At 60.6% G+C, this 19,189-nt stretch carries 21 protein-coding genes and 1 pseudogene; 16 read left to right on the top strand and 6 right to left on the bottom strand.

Annotated features, from left to right (window positions below; genetic code table 11):
- Positions 1–98: 98 nt before the first annotated feature.
- The 6 genes from AC07OV_RS28155 to AC07OV_RS28130 all read left to right on the top strand — a co-directional run bounded on the left by AC07OV_RS28155 (position 99) and on the right by AC07OV_RS28130 (position 5,495).
- Entirely contained in the window at positions 99–977 is an 879-nt protein-coding gene (locus AC07OV_RS28155; RefSeq protein WP_016974698.1) for an amino acid ABC transporter permease, read from the top strand.
- Between the two features lie 24 nt (positions 978–1,001).
- Positions 1,002–1,766, top strand: a complete 765-nt coding sequence (locus AC07OV_RS28150) for an amino acid ABC transporter ATP-binding protein (RefSeq protein WP_016974699.1) — start codon at positions 1,002–1,004, stop codon at positions 1,764–1,766.
- A gap of 25 nt (positions 1,767–1,791) precedes the next feature.
- Positions 1,792–2,613 carry an ABC transporter substrate-binding protein gene (locus tag AC07OV_RS28145; RefSeq protein ID WP_176997973.1) on the top strand — a complete coding sequence of 274 codons (822 nt, stop codon included), beginning with the start codon at positions 1,792–1,794 and terminating at the stop codon, positions 2,611–2,613.
- 137 nt (positions 2,614–2,750) lie between these two features.
- Positions 2,751–3,923: an MFS transporter gene (locus tag AC07OV_RS28140; RefSeq protein WP_494998283.1), complete on the top strand. Its 1,173-nt coding sequence runs from the start codon at positions 2,751–2,753 to the stop codon at positions 3,921–3,923.
- Between the two features lie 153 nt (positions 3,924–4,076).
- Positions 4,077–5,024, top strand: coding sequence for a hypothetical protein (locus AC07OV_RS28135; protein WP_495093425.1), 948 nt, complete (start codon positions 4,077–4,079; stop codon positions 5,022–5,024).
- A 93-nt stretch (positions 5,025–5,117) separates the two neighbouring features.
- Entirely contained in the window at positions 5,118–5,495 is a 378-nt protein-coding gene (locus AC07OV_RS28130) for a helix-turn-helix domain-containing protein (protein WP_495093424.1), read from the top strand.
- 12 nt (positions 5,496–5,507) lie between these two features.
- On the opposite strand, the gene AC07OV_RS28125 is transcribed toward AC07OV_RS28130, so the two are convergent.
- The 3 genes from AC07OV_RS28125 to AC07OV_RS28115 all read right to left on the bottom strand — a co-directional run bounded on the left by AC07OV_RS28125 (position 5,508) and on the right by AC07OV_RS28115 (position 9,072).
- Positions 5,508–7,034: an amidase family protein gene (locus AC07OV_RS28125; RefSeq protein WP_495093423.1), complete on the bottom strand. Its 1,527-nt coding sequence runs from the start codon at positions 7,032–7,034 to the stop codon at positions 5,508–5,510.
- 141 nt (positions 7,035–7,175) lie between these two features.
- Positions 7,176–7,904, bottom strand: coding sequence for a hypothetical protein (locus AC07OV_RS28120; protein ID WP_176997978.1), 729 nt, complete (start codon positions 7,902–7,904; stop codon positions 7,176–7,178).
- Positions 7,905–8,013: 109 nt separating this feature from the next.
- Positions 8,014–9,072, bottom strand: a complete 1,059-nt coding sequence (locus AC07OV_RS28115) for an MBL fold metallo-hydrolase (protein ID WP_495093422.1) — start codon at positions 9,070–9,072, stop codon at positions 8,014–8,016.
- Positions 9,073–9,212: 140 nt separating this feature from the next.
- Here AC07OV_RS28115 and AC07OV_RS28110 point away from each other — a divergent pair, with 140 nt between their 5' ends.
- The 5 genes and pseudogenes from AC07OV_RS28110 to AC07OV_RS28090 all read left to right on the top strand — a co-directional run bounded on the left by AC07OV_RS28110 (position 9,213) and on the right by AC07OV_RS28090 (position 13,264).
- On the top strand, positions 9,213–9,839 hold the full coding sequence (locus tag AC07OV_RS28110) for a TetR/AcrR family transcriptional regulator (RefSeq protein WP_494998288.1): 627 nt from the start codon (positions 9,213–9,215) through the stop codon (positions 9,837–9,839).
- 190 nt (positions 9,840–10,029) lie between these two features.
- On the top strand, positions 10,030–11,088 hold the full coding sequence (locus AC07OV_RS28105) for a diguanylate cyclase (RefSeq protein ID WP_495093421.1): 1,059 nt from the start codon (positions 10,030–10,032) through the stop codon (positions 11,086–11,088).
- A 171-nt stretch (positions 11,089–11,259) separates the two neighbouring features.
- Positions 11,260–12,120: pseudogene (locus AC07OV_RS28100) on the top strand (PAS domain-containing protein); the annotation flags it as partial.
- Between the two features lie 114 nt (positions 12,121–12,234).
- The gene (locus AC07OV_RS28095) at positions 12,235–12,669 is read left to right on the top strand and encodes a methyl-accepting chemotaxis protein (protein WP_372339949.1); all 435 of its coding nucleotides are present in this window, start codon (positions 12,235–12,237) and stop codon (positions 12,667–12,669) included.
- 76 nt (positions 12,670–12,745) lie between these two features.
- Positions 12,746–13,264, top strand: coding sequence for a DUF1003 domain-containing protein (locus AC07OV_RS28090; RefSeq protein WP_495093420.1), 519 nt, complete (start codon positions 12,746–12,748; stop codon positions 13,262–13,264).
- Between the two features lie 100 nt (positions 13,265–13,364).
- Here AC07OV_RS28090 and AC07OV_RS28085 read toward each other — a convergent pair whose 3' ends face one another.
- Positions 13,365–14,246, bottom strand: coding sequence for a LysR family transcriptional regulator (locus tag AC07OV_RS28085; protein WP_495093427.1), 882 nt, complete (start codon positions 14,244–14,246; stop codon positions 13,365–13,367).
- An 80-nt stretch (positions 14,247–14,326) separates the two neighbouring features.
- Between AC07OV_RS28085 and AC07OV_RS28080 the strand changes: the two genes are divergently transcribed.
- Both AC07OV_RS28080 and AC07OV_RS28075 read left to right on the top strand, forming a co-directional pair.
- On the top strand, positions 14,327–15,034 hold the full coding sequence (locus AC07OV_RS28080) for a CTP synthase C-terminal region-related (seleno)protein (RefSeq protein ID WP_495093419.1): 708 nt from the start codon (positions 14,327–14,329) through the stop codon (positions 15,032–15,034).
- Positions 15,031–15,354, top strand: a complete 324-nt coding sequence (locus AC07OV_RS28075; RefSeq protein WP_495093418.1) for an antibiotic biosynthesis monooxygenase family protein — start codon at positions 15,031–15,033, stop codon at positions 15,352–15,354. The genes AC07OV_RS28080 and AC07OV_RS28075 overlap by 4 nt, the downstream gene beginning before the upstream one ends.
- Positions 15,355–15,418: 64 nt before the next feature.
- Here the strand turns inward: AC07OV_RS28075 and AC07OV_RS28070 are convergent, their stop codons facing one another.
- A complete protein-coding gene (locus tag AC07OV_RS28070) occupies positions 15,419–15,742 on the bottom strand; it encodes a DUF2025 family protein (protein WP_495093417.1) in 324 nt (107 codons plus the stop codon).
- Between the two features lie 232 nt (positions 15,743–15,974).
- Here AC07OV_RS28070 and AC07OV_RS28065 point away from each other — a divergent pair, with 232 nt between their 5' ends.
- Complete coding sequence (locus AC07OV_RS28065) at positions 15,975–17,102, top strand: glycerophosphodiester phosphodiesterase (protein WP_176997986.1); 1,128 nt, start codon at positions 15,975–15,977, stop codon at positions 17,100–17,102.
- A complete protein-coding gene (locus AC07OV_RS28060) occupies positions 17,103–17,780 on the top strand; it encodes a helix-turn-helix domain-containing protein (protein ID WP_495093416.1) in 678 nt (225 codons plus the stop codon). It abuts the gene before it with no gap.
- Here the strand turns inward: AC07OV_RS28060 and AC07OV_RS28055 are convergent.
- Positions 17,772–18,635, bottom strand: coding sequence for a sterol desaturase family protein (locus AC07OV_RS28055; protein WP_495093415.1), 864 nt, complete (start codon positions 18,633–18,635; stop codon positions 17,772–17,774). The two genes, AC07OV_RS28060 and AC07OV_RS28055, sit on opposite strands and share 9 nt — an antisense overlap.
- Before the next feature lie 154 nt (positions 18,636–18,789).
- Here AC07OV_RS28055 and AC07OV_RS28050 point away from each other — a divergent pair, with 154 nt between their 5' ends.
- Entirely contained in the window at positions 18,790–19,095 is a 306-nt protein-coding gene (locus AC07OV_RS28050; protein ID WP_176997989.1) for a PepSY domain-containing protein, read from the top strand.
- The last annotated feature ends 94 nt before the right edge of the window (positions 19,096–19,189 follow it).

Raw genomic sequence — 19,189 nt, 5'->3', positions numbered from 1 at the left:
CAAGGTTTGCGCCGGTTTCGAGGCCACCATCGCCGGCAAGCCGGGCTCCTACAGAGGGGCGCATGTCTTTAGATTGATCGTTGTTTCGGAGAATCACCATGAACCAAACCCCGGCAGAGCGCTTGGAAGCCGAGCGCAAGTTGTCCGAGAACCAGTTCGATATCACGCAGTACGAACACGTTCCGCGTCGCTATTACGGGCGGATGTTTTTCGCCACGTTGATCGTGATCGTATTGGCCGCACTGTTGCGGGCATTCGCCAACGGCCAGATCGAATGGTCCTACATCGGTCAGTTCCTCACGTCCGAGGCCATCCTCTGGGGCCTGGTGAACACCATCGTCATGTCGATCCTGGCCATGGCGCTGGGCGTGGTGATCGGCGTGATCACGGCGATCATGCGCATGTCGGCCAACCCGATCCTGCGCTACGTGGCCATCACCTACACCTGGCTGTTTCGCGGCACGCCGCTGATCCTGCAACTGCTGCTGTGGTTCAACCTGGCGTTGATCTTCCCGGTGATCGCGATTCCCGGCCTGTTCAGCATCGACACCGTCGACCTGATGACGCCGTTCGTGGCCGCCCTGCTGGGCCTGAGTATCAACCAGGGCGCGTACACCGCCGAGGTGGTGCGCGCCGGCCTGCTCTCCGTAGACACCGGCCAGTACGAAGCCGCCAAGTCCATCGGCATGCCGAGCCTGCAAGCGCTGCGTCGGGTGATTCTGCCCCAGGCGATGCGCGTGATCATTCCGCCCGTAGGCAACGAGTTCATCAGCATGGTGAAAATGACCAGCCTGGCCAGCGTGATCCAGTACTCGGAGCTGCTGCACAACGCACAAAACATCTACTACGCCAACGCACGGGTCATGGAGCTGCTGATCGTGGCCGGCATCTGGTACCTGGCGGTGGTGACTGTTCTTTCATTTGGTCAGAGCCGCCTTGAGCGTCGTTTTGCCCGCGGCGCCGGCAAGCGTTCGTAAGTCTGGGTTGAGGAGATTTGCCCCATGAGAAGCATCGTCAAGGCCGTCAACCTGAACAAGTATTACGACCAGTATCACGCGCTGCGCGACATCAATATCGAGGTCGAGCAAGGCGAAGTGATGTGCATCATCGGCCCGTCGGGCTCCGGTAAAAGCACCCTGCTGCGCTGCGTCAACCAGTTGGAAAAGATCGACAAGGGCGGCCTGTGGGTCGACGGCGAACTGGTGGGTTACCGCGTCGTCGGCAACAAGCTGCACGAGATGAATGAGTCACAGATTGCCCGCCAGCGCCTGGCCACCGGCATGGTGTTCCAGCGTTTCAATTTGTTCCCGCACATGACCGTGCTGCAGAACATCATCGAAGGCCCGTGCCAGGTGCTCAAGCGCTCGCCCAAGGAAGCCACTGAAGATGCGCTGGAATTGCTGGCCCGCGTCGGCCTGGCGGACAAGCGCAATGCCTACCCGGTCGAGCTGTCGGGCGGCCAGCAACAACGTGTAGCGATTGCCCGTGCATTGGCGATGCGCCCCAAGTTGATGCTGTTTGACGAACCCACGTCAGCCCTCGACCCGGAGCTTGTAGGCGAAGTGCTGTCGGTGATGCGTGATTTGGCTACCACGGGCATGACCATGATCGTGGTGACCCATGAATTGGGCTTTGCCCGTGAAGTATCCAACCGCATGGTGTTCATGGATGCCGGCCAGATTGTGGAAGCCGGCAGCCCCGAAGAAATTCTAATAAGCCCACAAAACCCGCGTACCCAAAGCTTTATTTCTGCCGTTCGCACTTAACTAAAAAACAAACGAGAACGCCCCCATGAAAAAATTGTTTATCCCAACGTTGCTCGCAGGCCTGATGGCCTCCTCCGCTGTTTTCGCGGCATTGCCGGCGGCAATCAAGGACAAGGGTGAGATCAGCGCGGCCATCGTGCCGAACTACCCGCCGATGGATTTCAAGGACACCGCGACCAACCAACTCACCGGCCTGGACTTCGACCTGGGCAACGCCCTGGCTGAGCGCCTGGGTGTGAAGATCAAGTGGCAGGAAACCGGCTTCGAGCAGATGCTCAGCGGCCTGACCACCAAGCGCGTGGACATCGTGTTGTCGGGCATGAGCGACACCGCCGAGCGCCAAAAGGCGGTGACCTTCATCGACTACTTCACCAGCGGCCCGCAGCTCTACACCCTGGCCAAGCGTGAAGACCTCAAGGAATTGACTGACCTGTGCGGTAAAAAAGTCGGCACCAGCCGTCGCACCACCTGGCCGTCGGAAATTGCCGCGTGGAGCAAGGAAAACTGCGAAGCCGCCGGTAAGCCGGCCATCGTGGTGATCGGCACCGAAGGCTCGGCGGACGCGCGGGCACAGTTGCAGCAGAACCGCCTGGATGCGGCGATGCAGGGCAGCGAAACCATTCCGTACCTGATGTCGTTGGACAAGGGTAAATACAAGCCGGTGGGCCTGGCGCTTTCCAAGCAGTTTACCGGGCTGGGGATCGAGAAGAGCAACACTGAGCTTGTCACTGCGATCAGCGAGGCGTTGCAGGGCATGATCGATGACGGCACCTACGGCAAGATCCTGAAGAAGTGGGATCTGGAGCAAGGTGCGGTAGAAAAAATCACCATCAACTCCGGCCAATAACCCAAAACCCCGTAGGAGCCGGCTTGCCGGCGATGAGGCCCCTGAGACCTGCATCGATTCAGATGGCGCCATCGCCGGCAAGCCGGCTCCTACAGGGGAATTGTGCAATTGCTTGAATAAGGACGCTCGCCCCCACCGTGGCCACCTACTCCCTGGTAATTCGTCGCCTGATGATCTGCTCGCTGACCATCGTGATCAGCCGAGCCATGACCAGCCCGCTGATGACCCTGCTGCTGAGCAACCGTCTGGGCCTTAACCAGCAAGACATCGGTTTACTGATGGGCATCGCGGTGTTCACCGCTACCTTGATGGGCCTGTATGGCGGCTACGTCATCGATCGCATGGAAAAACGCAAGCTGCTGATCCTGGCAATGCTCTCCAGCTCCATCGGTTTTCTGTTACTGACCTTTGCCACCAACCTCTACCTCACCACCTTGACGCTCGTGATCACCGAGTCGGCGTCTGCCCTGTTCCTGATTGGCTCCAAGGCGATCATCAGCGAGAACCTGCCGGTCGACCAACGCGCCAAGGTGTTTTCCCTGCGCTACACCCTCACCAACATCGGTTACGCCACCGGCCCCATGGTGGGCGTGGTGATTGCCGGGCAGATGCCGCTGCTGCCGTTCATGCTGTCCAGCGCCATCGCGTTTGTCAGCGTGTTCCTGATGATCGGCATTCCGCCGACCCAGCGTGATGAAAGCACCAAACCGTTGAGCTTTCTCACCACCCTCAGAACCCTGCGCAACGACCGCAGCCTGGTCCTGTTCACCAGTGGCAGCCTGTTGAGCACCATCGTGTACGGCCGCTACACCCTGTACCTGTCGCAGTTTCTGTTGGTGATTCACAACCCGGACGATGCACTGAAAATCCTGTCCGCCATCCTCGCCTGCAACGCCATTACGGTGATGCTGCTGCAATACCAGATCGGCCGGTTCCTCAAGCGTGAGCAGTTGCGCTACTGGATCTTGCTGGGCACGGCGCTGTTCATCGCTGGGCTGATCGGTTTCAGCCAGGCCGACAGCCTGCTCTCGTGGTGTGTGGCGATGTTCGTGTTCACCCTGGGCGAGATGATCATCTTCCCTTCAGAATTCCTGTTCATCGACACCCTCGCCCCCGAGTCGCTGCGCGGCAGTTATTACGGCGCGCAAAACCTGGCGGCGTTTGGCGGGGCGCTGAGCCCGGTGATTTGTGGGTATCTGTTGATCCATGCGGCGCCAACGGCGATGTTCTATGCGCTGGGCGGACTCACAGCAGTGGGTGGGACGTTGTGCTTTCTGGCCGGGCGGCGGGTAGCTGCGAACCACATCTAATGTAGGAGCTGGCTTGCCGGCGATAGCATCGCCGCGGTGTAACTGAAAGACCGAGTTGCCTGCATCGCCGGCAAGCCGGCTCCTACAATTTGATCTCCGAAATGGCTGATATGTGCGTAGTATCCGGCTATTCATCTCACGGACCCGAGCCCCATGAAATTCGACACGGCCTACAGCCTGACTCTCGACGACAAGCTGTCGATCTATGACGTGCGAGACCTGAATTTCGACGAAACCGCCGCTTTCGATTCCGACAAGGACCGCTTCCTGTGCCCCAACGACGAATGCCGCGCGGCCTTCGACACCGACAATGCGCTGAGCACGTTCAACGCCAAGAACGTCAATTACCAGCGCACACCCCACTTCAAGAACAAGACCAGCACCCGGCATATCGACGGCTGCCGCTACGCCAGCAGCCACAAGACGGCGACGGGTGAAGGAGATGACGAACGCGAGGACAATTTCCCGTCGGAATTTGTGCTCACTCGGCGTCAGTACGAGCGCAAGGCACCGCTGACCGGCACCGAAGGCAGCGTCCCACATGAGCCGACAAAAGCACCTTCAAGTCGCGCATCTACTTCTCATCACTCCAACGACACCACGCCCGACAAGACCAGCGTGTTCGCCCACCCGGTGGAATGCTACGTGTCGAATATCGACGACAAGGACAAGCTCAAGTCCATGCCGTTGAAGATCGGCGACCACACCGCCACCTACTGGACGTTTTTCAAGAAGATCGAATACCTGCAGGACAACAAAGGGCTGATCTACTGGGGCAAGATCAAGGCGATCAAGGACTACACCAGCAGCTTTCGCATCGACTTCGAAAAAAAGGTGTGGCTCGACAAAAAGCCCTATTCGGTGAATGTCTACCTGAGCAAAAAACTCATCGAGAACTACCGCAAGCGCACGGCCTTCCTGGAGCAGATCAAGGCGGCGGTGGACAGCGAGCGGGCGCTTTACTGCTTTTTCTACGGCGTGACACCTGAGCTCAAGCAAGTGCCCAGCAAGAAAAACCCCGAGCAGACGTTTGGTGTGTTCAGCGCCAATATCGAGAACCTGGATCACCTGATCATCCGGGAAGCGCCGGGGCTGGAATAGTGGGGTTTTAAGAATCCAGTTGATGAGCGGTCAAAACAACTGTACAAAAACACAGTATAGTTTGTCCTCCCCGACCACTCCTGGAGAACCCCCATGTCCTCTCTGGCAATGAGCTCTTTTGTAGAACAACAGATTGTCCTGCACCAATTCACCGCCAAGCACAGCGTGCAGGCCCGCGCGATGCTGGGTTGGAGCCGTGAAGACCTGGCCCGCCAGGCCGATGTGCCGGTGAGTGCAGTTCAACAGTTTGAAAGCCAGGGTGATGTGGACGATGACGCCCGCCTGGCCATGGCGTTTCGCCTGGAGGCTGAAGGGTTGGTGTTCTTTCCCGGGTTTGCGCCGGGGTGGGGAATGAGTGCACGCCGGTTCGACAGCACGCCAACCGAGCCTGCTGCCCAGGGCATCATTTCTCGGCTGATGGGCTCAACAGCGGCCTTTGATCCCCAAAACCCTCAACCGAATGGTGCGTAGCCGGCGTCATTCTCAAGCCTGCTGCTGCAACGCCCGGCGCATCGGTTTGACAGAAGTCTTGGCCGCCTGCTCATAGCCATGGGCCACGGCCAGCAACGCAGGTTCAGACCAGCGGGTACCGAAGAAGTATGCGCTGGTCGGCAGTCCGTCCTCATCGGTGCCGGAGGGCACAGCAATGCCCGGGTAACCTGCTGCGGCTACGCCAAAGTAAGTACCGGTTTCGAAATCGGCCACCATGGCATCCAGGTTTTCCTGTTCGATCGGCTGATCCACCATATCGCGAAAATCCTTGATCAATACGCTCCATTTCGCCGCACGCTCTTCAGGCGTCAGGGTCGAGTCATCAACCCGCCGCAGCGTCGGCTGATGATCGGTTTCTGTCCCGTCGCGTTCGTCGTTGAACTTGATCAGTTCAGTCAGCGACTTGACCGGCAAACCGGAGCGCTGCCTCAAATACGTATTCATCTCTTCTTTCGCATCCGAGAACAGCAAATCCCCGTACCCAGAAGCGTCGGCTATTCGCACATTTACCGGCACGAGGATCGCACCCGCGTCCTTGAGCACCTTCAGGGTCTGGGTGAACTGTGCACGGTCAGCCACCGGTTCCAGTTTGCCCGCCACGATAAAATGGGCGGGATAACCAATGCGTTTGCCGATCAAGGCTCCCGGAACGAGCGCCTTGGTGTAGTCGATACGTTCGGGGGCGCCAACGCTGGCCGGATCCTTGGGGTCACGACCTGACATTGCATTGAGCATCAACGCGACATCAAACACCGAGCGCGCCATAGGCCCCGGCACGTCCTGATGACGGCTGGCGGGGATAATGCCGTTGCGGTCCAGCAAGCCGACGCTGGGCTTGAGCCCCACCACGCCATTGAGCGCCGCGGGCACGATGATCGAACCGTTGGTCTCTGTCCCCAGCGCAAGGGGCGCCAGGCCGGCGGCAACCGCTGCGGCCGATCCGGAACTGGACCCGCCAACATCGGCATCCCGGTGGTGCGGGTTACGGGTTTGCCCGCCACGACTGCTCCAGCCATCGGCACCACCGCGAAAACCGGCCAGCTCAGTCAGGTTGGTTTTACCGATGATCACCGCGCCCTGGTCAAGCAAATACTGGACGAGCGGTGCATTCTTGCCGGCTGCCTCCCCCACCAGGCCAAAAGCCCCTGCGCTGGTTTGCATGGTTTCTGTCTCGACGTTGTCTTTGATCAAGACGGGGATGCCGTGCAGAGGCCCGCGGACCTTGCCCTCGGCACGCTCACGGTCCAGCCTGCGCGCGTCTTCCAGCGCGTGGGGGTTGAGCTCAATGACGGCATTCAATTCGGGGTTTTGCTGGCGAATACGTTCCTGCAGGTGGTAGACCAGATCAACCGAGGTCATTGCGCCAGGCTTGCTCATTTGCTCGCGCAATTCACTCACACTGGCGTACTCGGTTCCAGGCGGCACGGGTTTGGGAGGCGCCGCAAGCGTAAGGGGGCGTTTTGAAAGAGCAGCGAGGTGAACAAATGCACCGACAACAACAGGACTAATGCCAAACATGAAGCACCTCTCGGGAAGGGTAAGAAACAACGAAGGGCCCCTGTGGGTCCGGGTGCCAGTCTAAAAAGGCTCCTCCTTCCCGGCTGCAAGACGCGAATAGTCCAATGCGTGGGAATGTTCACTGCGGTGTGTGTGCTATCCCTAAACGTCTGACAGACAACAAACCCTGCGATACGTCTGCATTACCGCCACCAACGCATCCCCGGACCAGCGCGTCCCGTAGAACCACAACGTCTGCCCCTCACCCAGTGGCTCCCCAACACGCGGATACCCGTTCCAACAGGCCGTAAGAAACGCAGCGTTGTGGCTATCGGACACAAGTGCGTCCAAGCGATATTCGCTCACATGGGCATCGATTTCGTTGTAAGTCTGTTGGGTAACGCGCAAGGTTTCGTCGGGCCGCTGGGCGGGCACGGCCACCAGTTGCGCCCCAGCGCGACGCAAGATGCCCAGCGCGTTCAGGAACGCGGCACTGTGTTGGATCGGCTCATATTCATGACCACGCACCCAGCGGTCGGCAAATCCCAAACGCCTGTCTGCCAGGGTCTGTGAGGGCGTAAAGGTCGTGTTGTTCTGCACCAGAGGTACTTCCACCATCACCGGCCCGGAAGGGTCGACGCCACTCAGGGCGATCAGTGATAACGAAGGGTCACGGGGAGGTTTGAGAGGAAGCGCTGGTGCGTCATACCCGGGAATGGGCACGCAGCCCTTGGCTTGCACACCAAAGGCGATGGCAGTTGGGCTAACACTTTCGCCTGAAAGCCCGTGCGCGCCCGGAGTCGTTAACGAGTGCTCCATCGTCGATGACAGGGGTTGCCCCGGTCGGCAAGCCAGACCCACTCGCCAATATTTCTTACATTCTTCATTCATCAGAACCTGCCCCCGGAAAATGACTTTCCGGGGATCATCGCACCCTCTTCCGGCGCTTGTCGTAGGCCTGAAACACCTTGAAATTGCCTTTTTTCCTGGAGCGCCGTGATCAGCCTGCTACACGCTCTTCCACACCCTGATTTTCCACCTCCAGCCACCATGCCCGGCCACGTTCGGGTTGGTTCAAGCTGAACGCCTGGCCCATTGCCGGCGTGGTGATCGACACGTTGCGCTCCCACGCCAGCGCCATGATTCGGTCGAAGGGTTCATGCCAGGCGTGAAACGCCAGGTCGAACGTGCCGTTGTGAATCGGCAGCAACCAACGGCCCTTGAGGTCGATATGCGCTTGCAGGGTCTGCTCCGGCTGCATGTGCACATGGGGCCAGTCGACGTTGTAAGCACCTGTTTCCATCAGCGTCAGATCAAACGGCCCGTACTGCTCGCCGATGCGTTTGAAACCGTCGAAATAACCGGTATCGCCACTGAAGAAGATCCACCGCGCACCGTCGATCATCACCCAGGAGCACCACAAGGTCTGGTTGCCATCGAACAGGCCACGCCCGGAAAAATGCTGCGCAGGCGTGGCAACAAAACGAATGCCATCCACCTCGGTGCCCTGCCACCAATCCAACTGCCGAACCTTGCTCGCATCGACGCCCCATTTGACCAAGGTGTCGCCCACACCCAGGGGCGCCAGAAAGTAACGGGTCTTGTCGGCCAATTGAATCACGGCCTTGCGGTCAAGATGGTCGTAGTGGTTGTGGGAAAGGATCACCGCCTCCAGTGCCGGCAATTCTTCAAGACTGATGGGCGGCTGGTGAAAACGCTTGGGGCCAGCCCAGCTGAAGGGCGAGGCACGTTCGGCAAATACCGGGTCGGTCACCCAGAATTTGCCGCGCATTTTCAGCAGCACGGTGGAATGCCCAAGGCGAAACACGCTGTGATCCGGGGCCGCCAGCAGTTGCTCACGCGTCAGCGGTTGTACCGGAATGTTGCCCACAGGCCGGGTGGTGCGCGGCTTGTTGAACAGCATGTTCCAGAAAATACGCAACGTCTTGCCAAAGCCGCCATGCTGCACGGGGGCATCGTTGGTGAAATGCCCTTGGTCCTGCTCGGCGGGTTTGAGCGCGGCGGGCGAAGGGTCGAGACGGGATGAAATCGTAGCCATTGCAGAGTGACTCCTGGGGTCCGCTCACAAATTACGCTGTGCGCATGAGTTACACTGCACAGTGTAGTTTCTAGATTGCAACAAAAGCCGGAGCAAGTAAACTACCGAGTGTAATTTCCTCTCAGAGCCGAATGTTATCCATGACTGCCCCCCTACGCCTCACCGACCGTAAACGCGAAGCCATCGTGGCCGCTGCCATCGCCGAGTTTCGGGCGAACGGGTTCGAGGTCACCAGCATGGACAAGATTGCCGCAACGGCCGGCGTTTCCAAGCGCACGGTTTACAACCACTTCCCCAGCAAGGAAGAGCTGTTCGCCGAAATTCTTCATCAACTCTGGGCCAGCAGCGTCGCCCAGCTGGACGTCAGCTACACCAGCGAACGCCCCCTGCGCGACCAACTGCGCGGCTTACTGCAAGCGAAGATGCAGATGATGGCGGACGCCAACTTCCTCGACCTGGCCCGTGTTGCGATTGCCGCCACCATCCATTCGCCGGAACGCGCACAAGACATGGTCACCCGCCTAAGCAAGCGCGAGGAAGGCTTTACCCAATGGGTGCGGGCCGCACAGCAAGATGGCCGCCTCAACTGCACCGACCCGGCCTTTGCCGCCCACCAGATTCAAAGCCTGCTCAAGGCGTTCGCGTTCTGGCCACAGATCACCCTCGGCCAGCCGCCCCTCGACGCAGCAGGCCAGGCCAGTGTGATTGAATCGGCGATCGACCTGTTCCTGGCCGGCTATGAAGTGCGCACGCCCTCCCCGCTGTAAATCCTGTTGCAGGAACGACATTCCAGGTCGTTTTTTGCGTATTCGCCCACCGCGCAGCGCAAATGGCCTGGAAGGACACTGATTATTCCCTCGCGAATAACTGACAATATTCACACCTATTATCCGATCAACGGTTCTACCCGCTGACGCACGCTGTCGTACCTGCAAAAAAGAGCTGACCCAGGACACTATGGAAAACAGACGAGGCAAAGGGCTTTCATTTGCCAGGCGTATCTACAAGCCAAGGATCATCGGCCTGGGTATCGGCTGCATCAGTGTCATCGGTGCTTTATATCCCCTGGCGGTGCCGGGCTGGGTGTGGGCGTTCCTGCTGTTCAACGGCTATGTCTGGGCCCACGTGGCGTACCAGGTGGCAGCCCGCTCGGAATTTCCCTACCAGGCTGAACAACGCAACCTGCTCTATGACTCGTTGTTCGGTGGTTTCTGGACCGCCGCCACGCAGTTCACGCCCCTGACGGCCGTGACCATCCTGTCGATGATGACCATGAACAACGTTGCAGCCGGCGGCAAGCGCCTGTTCCTGCGTGGGCTGCTGGCACAGGGCGCCGGGATGGCCGTGGCCTGCGCGCTGTTCGGGTTCAAGTTCAACCCCAACGTCAGCCTGACCCAGGTCTACACCTGCCTGCCGATGCTGACGCTCTATCCGATGGCGATCGGCATGGTCTGCTACCAGTTGGCGATCAAACTGTCGGAACACAAGCGTGCCCTCAGTGCCCTGAGCCGCATCGACAGCCTCACCGGCCTGCTCAACCATGGCTCGTGGAAAGACCTGCTCAATCTCAAGTTCCACAAGTGCCAGCAGCAACAAGGCCAGGCCACCATCGCCCTGATCGACATCGACCACTTCAAGCAGATCAACGACACCCACGGGCATATCGTCGGCGATGCGGTGCTGAAACAACTGAGCCAGGAATTGCGCCTGCACCTGCGTGAAAACGACCTAGCCGGACGTTACGGTGGCGACGAGTTCTGTGTGATTCTTCCGCAAATGCCCCTCGAAGAAGCCGCGCGGGTGATGGAACACATGCGCGAAACATTCGGCAATTACAGCAACCCGCAGATTCCCGAGCTGCGCGTGAGCCTGAGCATCGGCCTGGCGGACTTCCAGCCCTTCTTCAGCGATGCCGCCGAGTGGCTCAATGCCGCAGACCGTGCGCTCTACGCCGCCAAGGACACCGGCCGCAACCGGGTGAATGTCAGCGACTACGCGGTCGCCCACTCGGCCTGAGTCGTCCTACAACATCTCGTCTGAATTATCCGACTCGCGCCCGTGGCGATAGCATAATGCCGCCATTGGTCGCCTTCTGCTGAAAGCCCCGCTCCGGGGCAGAACTTCTGACAGCTCGCACGACTCTCACCCCGTTGTTCCACCCCCTCTGTCAGCACAAGGAAGCTGGCAATGAGCACGTCAACCGTAAGGCCAAGGGCCGTACGGGGGCAGGCGATCGTCATGGATACCTCAGTCGCGTGGTTGTCCGAGCCCTCGAATATGCTATTCAACGCCCACAAGAAAACCATCAGTACCCTGCAACAAGCCAACGCCCAGCAAACCAGCCTGCTGGAGGCCATCGAGCGCTCCATGGCGGTCATCGAATTCGACCTGCACGGCAACGTGTTGCGGGCCAACGACAACTTCCTCAAGACCCTGGGCTACCGCGCCGAGCAGATCCTGGGCCAGCCCCATCGGATGTTCTGCACGCCCGCCTTTGCCCGCAGCGCCGAGTACAACCAGCTGTGGACGCAACTGCGTAACGGCCAGTTCCAGTCCGGCACCTTTGAACGGGTGGCCGGCAACGGTCAGTCGGTGTGGCTGGAAGCCAGCTACAACCCGGTACGCGACGACGCAGGCCAAGTAATCAAAGTGGTGAAGTACGCCATGGACGTCACCCCGCGCTTGCAGGCCGAAAGTGAGGCCAACGCCAAGCTGGGTGCCATCGACCGGGCCATGGCGGTGATCGAGTTCAACCTCGACGGCACCATCCTCACGGCCAACGCGAATTTCCTTCAGCGCATGGGCTACAGCCTGGCGCAGATCCAGGGCCAGCATCACCGTCTGTTCTGCAAGCCGGAACTGGCCAACAGCGCAGCCTACGCCGAGTTCTGGAAGCGCTTGAACCAGGGCGAGCTGTTCAACGGCCAGTTCGAACGCGTCGATAAACACGGCCAGACCGTATGGCTGGAAGCCAACTACAACCCGGTTTACGACGCCAGCGGGCGCCTGTGCAAAGTGGTGAAGTTCGCCTCCGACGTGACGGCCCGCGTGCAACAACATGCTGCCGACGCCCAAAGCGCGGCCCAGGCCTATCACATCTCACTCAACACTCGGGACATCGCCGAAAAAGGCGCTGACGTGATCCAGCAAACCGCCAGCGGCATGCGCGACATTGCTGCCGACATCGACGGTTCCTCGCAGCTGATCGCCAAACTGGGCGAGCGTTCGCAGCAGATCACCGCCATCGTCAATACCATCCGTGGCATTGCCGACCAGACCAACCTGCTGGCCCTCAATGCCGCCATCGAAGCCGCCCGCGCCGGCGAACAAGGCCGTGGCTTTGCGGTGGTGGCCGATGAGGTGCGGCAACTGGCGGCGCGCACCAGCGGGTCGACGGCGGAAATTTCCAGCATGATCGCGATGATCCAGGATGAAACCCGCCAAGCCATCGACAGCATGGACGGCACCCGCGACCGCGCGGCACAAGGCGTGGAGTTGGCCAACCGCGCCGGCACGGTGATCCTGCAAATCCGTGAAGGCACCAGCGAGGCCGTGCAGGCGGTGAGCGCGTTTGCCAACGAGCGGGGCAGCAACTGACCCGATCTTCATGTGTCTGGCCCGGGGGCCCGGTCTATAGTGCGAACTGTCTTTACGCTAAGGATTCGAGCCCGCCATGACCCCCGACAAGCCAGACACCGCCCCCGTCGACCACCTGCGTTTCCACCGAGGCCACGCCCACCTGGCGCCCACCTTCGGCAACGACACCTTCGCGCTCAAGGCCGAAGCCTTCGCACGCTTCTTTGGCACCCCCACCTTCCTTGGCGCGCAAACCGCCATCGTGGTGCTCTGGGTGGTGCTGAACATGACCGGCATCACGCACTTTGACGTGTACCCGTTCATCCTGCTCAACCTGGCGTTCAGCCTGCAATCGGCCTATGCCGCGCCGCTGATCCTGCTGGCCCAGACCCGCCAGGCCGCCCGCGACAAGGCCCAATCCGACGCCGACGCGCAACACCGCGAAGCCCTGGCCATCGCCAATACCGAACGCCAGGCCCAGGCCGCGCAGACCACCAAGCAGTTGCTGGAACTGCTGGAACAGAACACCCGCCTGACGGAAATGACCAAGCAACTGACCGAACGCATCGAGGCCCTGACCTGCGAGATGCATGAGCAGTTTGTGCGCAAACCCTGAGCACACCGCAATCCCCTGTAGGAGCCGGCTTGCCGGCGATTGCGATGGGTCAGCCGTTCAATGATTACCTGGCACACCGCTATCGCCGGCAAGCCGGCTCCTACAATGAACCGCGTACGTGCCGGGCCAGCTCATCAAACAACGTCACCACCGAACGCAGCGCCCGGCAATCGGGTCGCGTGAGCAACCACAGCGCCGTGTCATGCCCAGTCAATACCGGGCCATGCGGTTGCAGGTCATCCCCCAATAAAAAGTCCGGCAACGCCGCCACCCCCATACCGCCGCGCACCAGCTCGGCCACCGACAACATGCTGTTGCAGCGATAACTGGGGCGCACACCGGGCAAGTGTTCGCGGCGCCAAACCACCGTAGGGTGATCAGGCAGGAACTCATCCGGTGCGATCCAGGCCAGTTCCGCCAATTCCCGGCCCGCATGTTGCTGCGCAAACGCCGGGCTGGCGCACACCTGGTAGGTCACAGTGCCCAGGCACCGCCCCACCAGATGCTCGGGCGGGGTCTTGGTCAGGCGCAAGGCGATATCCGCGTCGCGCCGGCTGAGGTTGGCAAAATCGTTGGAAGTACTCAGTTCCAGCGTGAGCGCCGGGTACTCAGGCATGAACTGCGCCAACGCCGGCAGCAGCAAACCCTGCAGCACTGAGTCGGTACAGGTCAGGCGCACCGTGCCGCTGATCACTTCACCGCCCTGTTCGACGCCAATGCGCGCCGCCTCCAACGCTTGCTCCGCCCGCTCGGCCTGCTGTGCAAGGCTGCTGGCCAGGCTCGTGGGCAGGTAGCCGGCGCGACTTTTTTCAAACAGCGTCTGGCCCAGCGAAGCCTCCAACCGCCGCACCGCGCGGAACACCGTGGACACGTCCACCCGCAACAACGCCGCCGCCCGCGCCAGGGTGCCGCCGCGCACCAGGGCAAGGATCAAGGATAAGTCGGGATAGTCGATTTGATAGTGCGTGGCTGCATTGAGCATGTGGGCAAACGCCAATTTTGATTGCATGAACGCCAATCTATAGTGCGCCCCAGGACACAACAAGCCATGGGACGTACCTGATGAAAGCCACCACCCTGCACATCGCCTTGATCGGCGACAACGACCCCAGCATCACCGCGCACCAGGCCATCCCCCTGGCGCTGAAGCAGGCCGCAGAAGCACTGGGCGTGACCGTTCATGTCCAGTGGCTGGACACCGACACACTGACGCCCACTGCACCCTTGCACGGTTTCGACTGTTTCTGGTGCGTGCCCGCCAGCCCGTATCGCGACACCGACGGCGCCTTGCGCGCCATCCGTTTTGCCCGCGAACAGAAGCGCCCTTTCCTCGGCACCTGCGGCGGTTTTCAACATGCGGTGCTGGAATACGCCCGCAACGCACTGGGCTGGGCGGACGCCGAACATGGCGAATTATCCCCCGATGCCAAACGCGCGGTGATCGTGCCGTTGACCTGCGCGCTGGTGGAGGCGACCGACGCTGTGCGCCTGGCGCCCTACACGCGCATCGCCGAAGCCTACGGCACGCTCGACCTTCAGGAAGGCTACCGCTGCCGTTATGGCATGAACCCCGAATTCACCGCCGCGCTACTGGAAGGCGACCTGATTCCCAGCGGGCACGACTCGGCCGGCGACCTGCGCGCCGTGGAACTGCTGGACCACCCGTTTTTCGTCGCCACGCTGTTCCAGCCCGAACGCGCCGTGCTCAAGGGCATTACACCGCCCCTGGCGATTGCACTGCTCAAGGCCTGCCAGGCGGTATCGGCATGATCGCCCACACACCGGCCCCGCCCTACTACGCAGTGATTTTCAGCTCGCTGCGCACCGAGGGCGATAACGGCTACGGCCAGGCGGCGGCGCGCATGCTGGAGCTGGCCCGCGAACAACCGGGGTTTCTTGGGGTGGAGTCGGCGCGGGAGGATGGTTTGGGGATCACAGTGTCGTACTGGAACAGCGAGGCGGCGATCCTGGCGTGGAAACAACAGGCCGAGCACCAGGCGGTACGCGAAAAAGGCCGCGCCACCTGGTACTCGGCGTTTCAAACCCGCGTGTGCAAAGTCGAACGCGTCTACAGCTTCAACGCAAGCTGAAATGTGGGAGCTGGCTTGCCTGCTCCCACAGTTTGAGTTTTAGGTACCTTGAGAAAATATCGCTCTAGCTCACCAAACTTCGCAGCGCACTGATCTGCGGGATCTCCACCCGCCGCATGTACACCCGCAACGGCTCGGTGATGTTGATGCGGTCGTCGATGTTCTGGTCCAGCAGCAGTTGAATGCGCTCGCGGGACAAGGTCATGGCGTGATCGGCGGCCGGTAGCCAGACAAATTCGGCGGTGGGGATGATGCCGTCATCGGCCACGTCCATGCCGAAGGAATCTTCGCTGAAACGCACAATGTAGTGGCCGGTCTTGCGGTTAAGGCCGACAAAACCGTGGAGTTGGTCGGCGGCCTGGCAGATGAGTTCGGACGTGATGCGCATGGTAAACCTCACTGAAAAGTCCCACTGGGACTGGAAAGATGGTTTACACGCGTGGCAGGAATGACCGCCCTCTAACGGGGCGGCTTCGGCCAATCCTACTGCAACGACGCACAAAAAAACCAAGAAAAATGGAGCCTGCGCACGTTAATGTCGGTTTGGTGATAGCGCCTTTCGCAATCAATTGTTAAAAAGGACGCCTTCTCAAAGTTACCTCCACGAAAGGACTTCGCATATGCCTGTCACGTTTACCAAGAGCGCCTTGCTGCTCGCGCTGATGCTCGGCCTCGGCCAGGCACAGGCTGAAGCCCCTATCAGCCCGGCTGAACTGGCGACAAACGAAGGCATTCCGTACCCTGCCGTTATTGCCCACCGTGGCGCTTCCTACGACGCCCCCGAGTCCACCGCCGCTGCTTATAAGGTCGCACGCGACCTGGGCGCCGACTACCTGGAAATGGACCTGCAGCGCAGCAAGGACGGCGTGCTGTTTGCCCTGCACGACAACAACCTGCAGCGCACCACCGACGTGGCCACCAAATTCCCGGACCGCAAGGACGCCCCCGCCAACGAGTTCACCTGGGCCGAATTGCGCACCCTGGACGCTGGCAGCTGGTTCAACGCCGCCTACCCGGACCGCGCCCGCCCGGCGTTCGTCGGCCTGAAGATCCAGAGCCTGGACGAAATCATCAAGATCGCCGAAGGCAACCCGCAGCACAAACCCGGCCTGTACATCGAGACCAAAGAGCCCAAGCAATTCCCGGGCATCGAGGCCGACCTGAAAAACAAGCTGCTGGACAAGGGCTGGTTGAGTTCCGCCGGGTCCAAGCTGGGCAAGAGCAACACCGGCGTCGGCCAGGGCAAGGGCCGCGTGGTGCTGCAAACGTTTGAAAAAGACAGCTTGAAAGAGCTGCAGAAAGAAATGCCCAACACCCCGAAAATCCTGCTGTTGTGGGTCGGCGCAGGCAGCATCGAGCCTAAATCCACCCAAACGTTTGCCGAGTCCGGCGAAGCAACCAAGGCCGCCTACTACGCCAAGCAGGAGCCGAAAGACGCCGCCGAGTTCGAAAAATGGGTAGACGAGGCCAAGAGCCTCGGCGCGATCGGCACCGGCCCCTCGGCCGAGCTGACCAACCATGGCGACCAGAGCTACACCGACCTGGTGAAGCCTGAAATGAACCAACTGACCCACGACAAGGGCCTGCTGGTGCACGTGTACACCGTGGACGAGCCGGTGGACTTCGAAAAAGTCATGAAGGCCGGCGTGGACGGCATCTTCACCAACCGCGCCGCCGAACTGCTGAAGTTCTACAAGCGCTGGCCGTCGTCGAGCGTGCAGGACCTGCTCAAGGACAATGGCTACTGAGTGAAGCCCGAATGGTCAGGCCGCCTGTGGCTGGGGCATGACTACGGCCTGATCCTCGGCCAGCTGGGGCGCACCGCGCCCCATGCGCACTACGCTCATCAATTGATGTTTTGCCCTGGGCGGCCGTTCACGGTCAGCCTTGATGGCCGTGTGATAACGGCCCATCGCCTGCTGATTCCTTCGCGCCAATCCCACGCCATTCTCCAGGCCGACGATGAAGTGCTGGTGCTGTACGCCGAACCCGTCGCTTTTGCGATCGAGCCCCTGCAGTCATTGCTGGAACTCACCGAGCCATCGCTGGAAACACTCGACACCCACCTGCGCCAGCTCCCCCGGCAACCGCTCGACGACCCGCGCCTGACGCGTGCCCTGCAAACCCTCGATCAGCATCTGACTGGCAAGGTCAGCGCCCAGGTGCTGGCCGAAGCCGCACACCTGTCACTGAGCCAGCTGGAACGCCTGTTCACCCATCAATTAGGGTTGCCAGTACGGCGCCTGGTACTGTGGCGCCGTTTGCGCGTAGCCCTGCACTTGGCATTGGCGGGCAGCAGCCTCACCGAGGCCGCCCACGGTGCAGGCTTTGCCGACTCGGCCCACTTCTCGCGCACCATGAAGCAGCTGTTCGGCGTCACCGCTGGCGCTTCATTGCGCCAGTTGCAGGTGCGTCTTTTAATTTAACGCCTCCGGCAACGCAGGCTCCTTGCCCGTCCGCACCGTCATAAACGGGTCACGCAATTGCGCGCCATACGCCACCGGAAAGTCCGGCCGGCTGCCGATGCCCAGGTCACCTGGCCCCATGCGATAGCCTTCGCGATAAAACGCCGTGCCCAGCAGCCAATCCCACAGGTTGAAAAACAGGCCGAAATTCACATCACCGGCCCGGCCATATTTCATGTGGTGGAAGCGATGCACCGGCGCCCAGGCAAACACCCAGCGCAACGGCCCCAGGCGCATGTCCACGTTGGAATGCTGCAACAACAGTTGAAGGGCGATGGCCAGGGCCAACAACTGCGCCACCGCCAGCGGAATGCCCATCAGGATCAACGGCAGCAGGCCAGCGGTTGCTTCGAGCATCTGGTGCAAGGGATGCTTCATCAAGCCGTTGAAGCCATAGAGCCGTTCCACGCTGTGATGCACCGCGTGCAATCGCCAGAGTGCGGCGATGCGGTGACTGGCGTAATGCATCAAGGTGATGCCGGCGTCGGCCAACACAATCGCCAGCAGCAGTTGCTCCCACAGCGCCCAGCCACGCGGCCAGATCCCGTCGAAGGCCAGCAGCGCCGTCAGCCCCGGCAGAATCAACAGGCCCAGGGCGTTCAGGCTTTCGTTGACCAGCGCGTGCAACGTGTCTCGCCGACGGTCCCCCAGGCCGCGGTTCCACTGCGGTTCATAGGGCAGCCATTGCTCGGCCAGAAATGACACGGCCACCGCCGCCACGAATATCAGCACCAGCCAGCCGGGCCAATAGAGGCCCAGGCCGATAAACCCCAGCAGGAACAGTGGCGCATAGATCCAGCTCACACACGTTTTCATCCGAGTCTCCCTTCAAGTGAGCCCCCAGCATGAAAGCCAGCACGAACGGTGGATTGAACAAACTGCGCAACTGCTTGAATCAATTAAGGGTGAATTAAGTTGCGCTGGATAACCTGAGCCCACTTAAACAGCTCACCGAAGAAGGAAACACACCATGAAAACCCTGACCGCCCTGTTCGCCGCCACCGCCCTGACCCTGACTGCCGGCCTGGCACAAGCCGACGTGCGCCCGGACCAGATTCCAAGCCTGCTCAAGTCTGGCGCCGTGATGCCCTTCGAGAAGCTCAACGCCGCCGCCCTGGCCAAACATGCTGGCGCGACCATCACCGACACCGAACTGGAAGACAAGGCTGGCCGCCTGGTCTACGAAGTCGAAATGCGCGACACCAGCAACGTGAAGTGGGACGTGAAGCTCGACGCCAAGACCGGTGAAGTGCTGGAAAACAAGCAAGACACCTGAGTTATCCGTCCAAAAAATACGCGCCGAATGGCGCGTTTTTTTATGCGTGCTGTAGTGAGCGGGCTTGCCCCGCGCCGCGATCTACCTGACACAC

The organism is Pseudomonas sp. GW821-FHT09A09, from assembly GCF_059418405.1.
The sequence above is the reverse complement of the archived record's forward strand: the minus strand, read 5'-3'. Positions and strand labels throughout refer to the sequence as shown.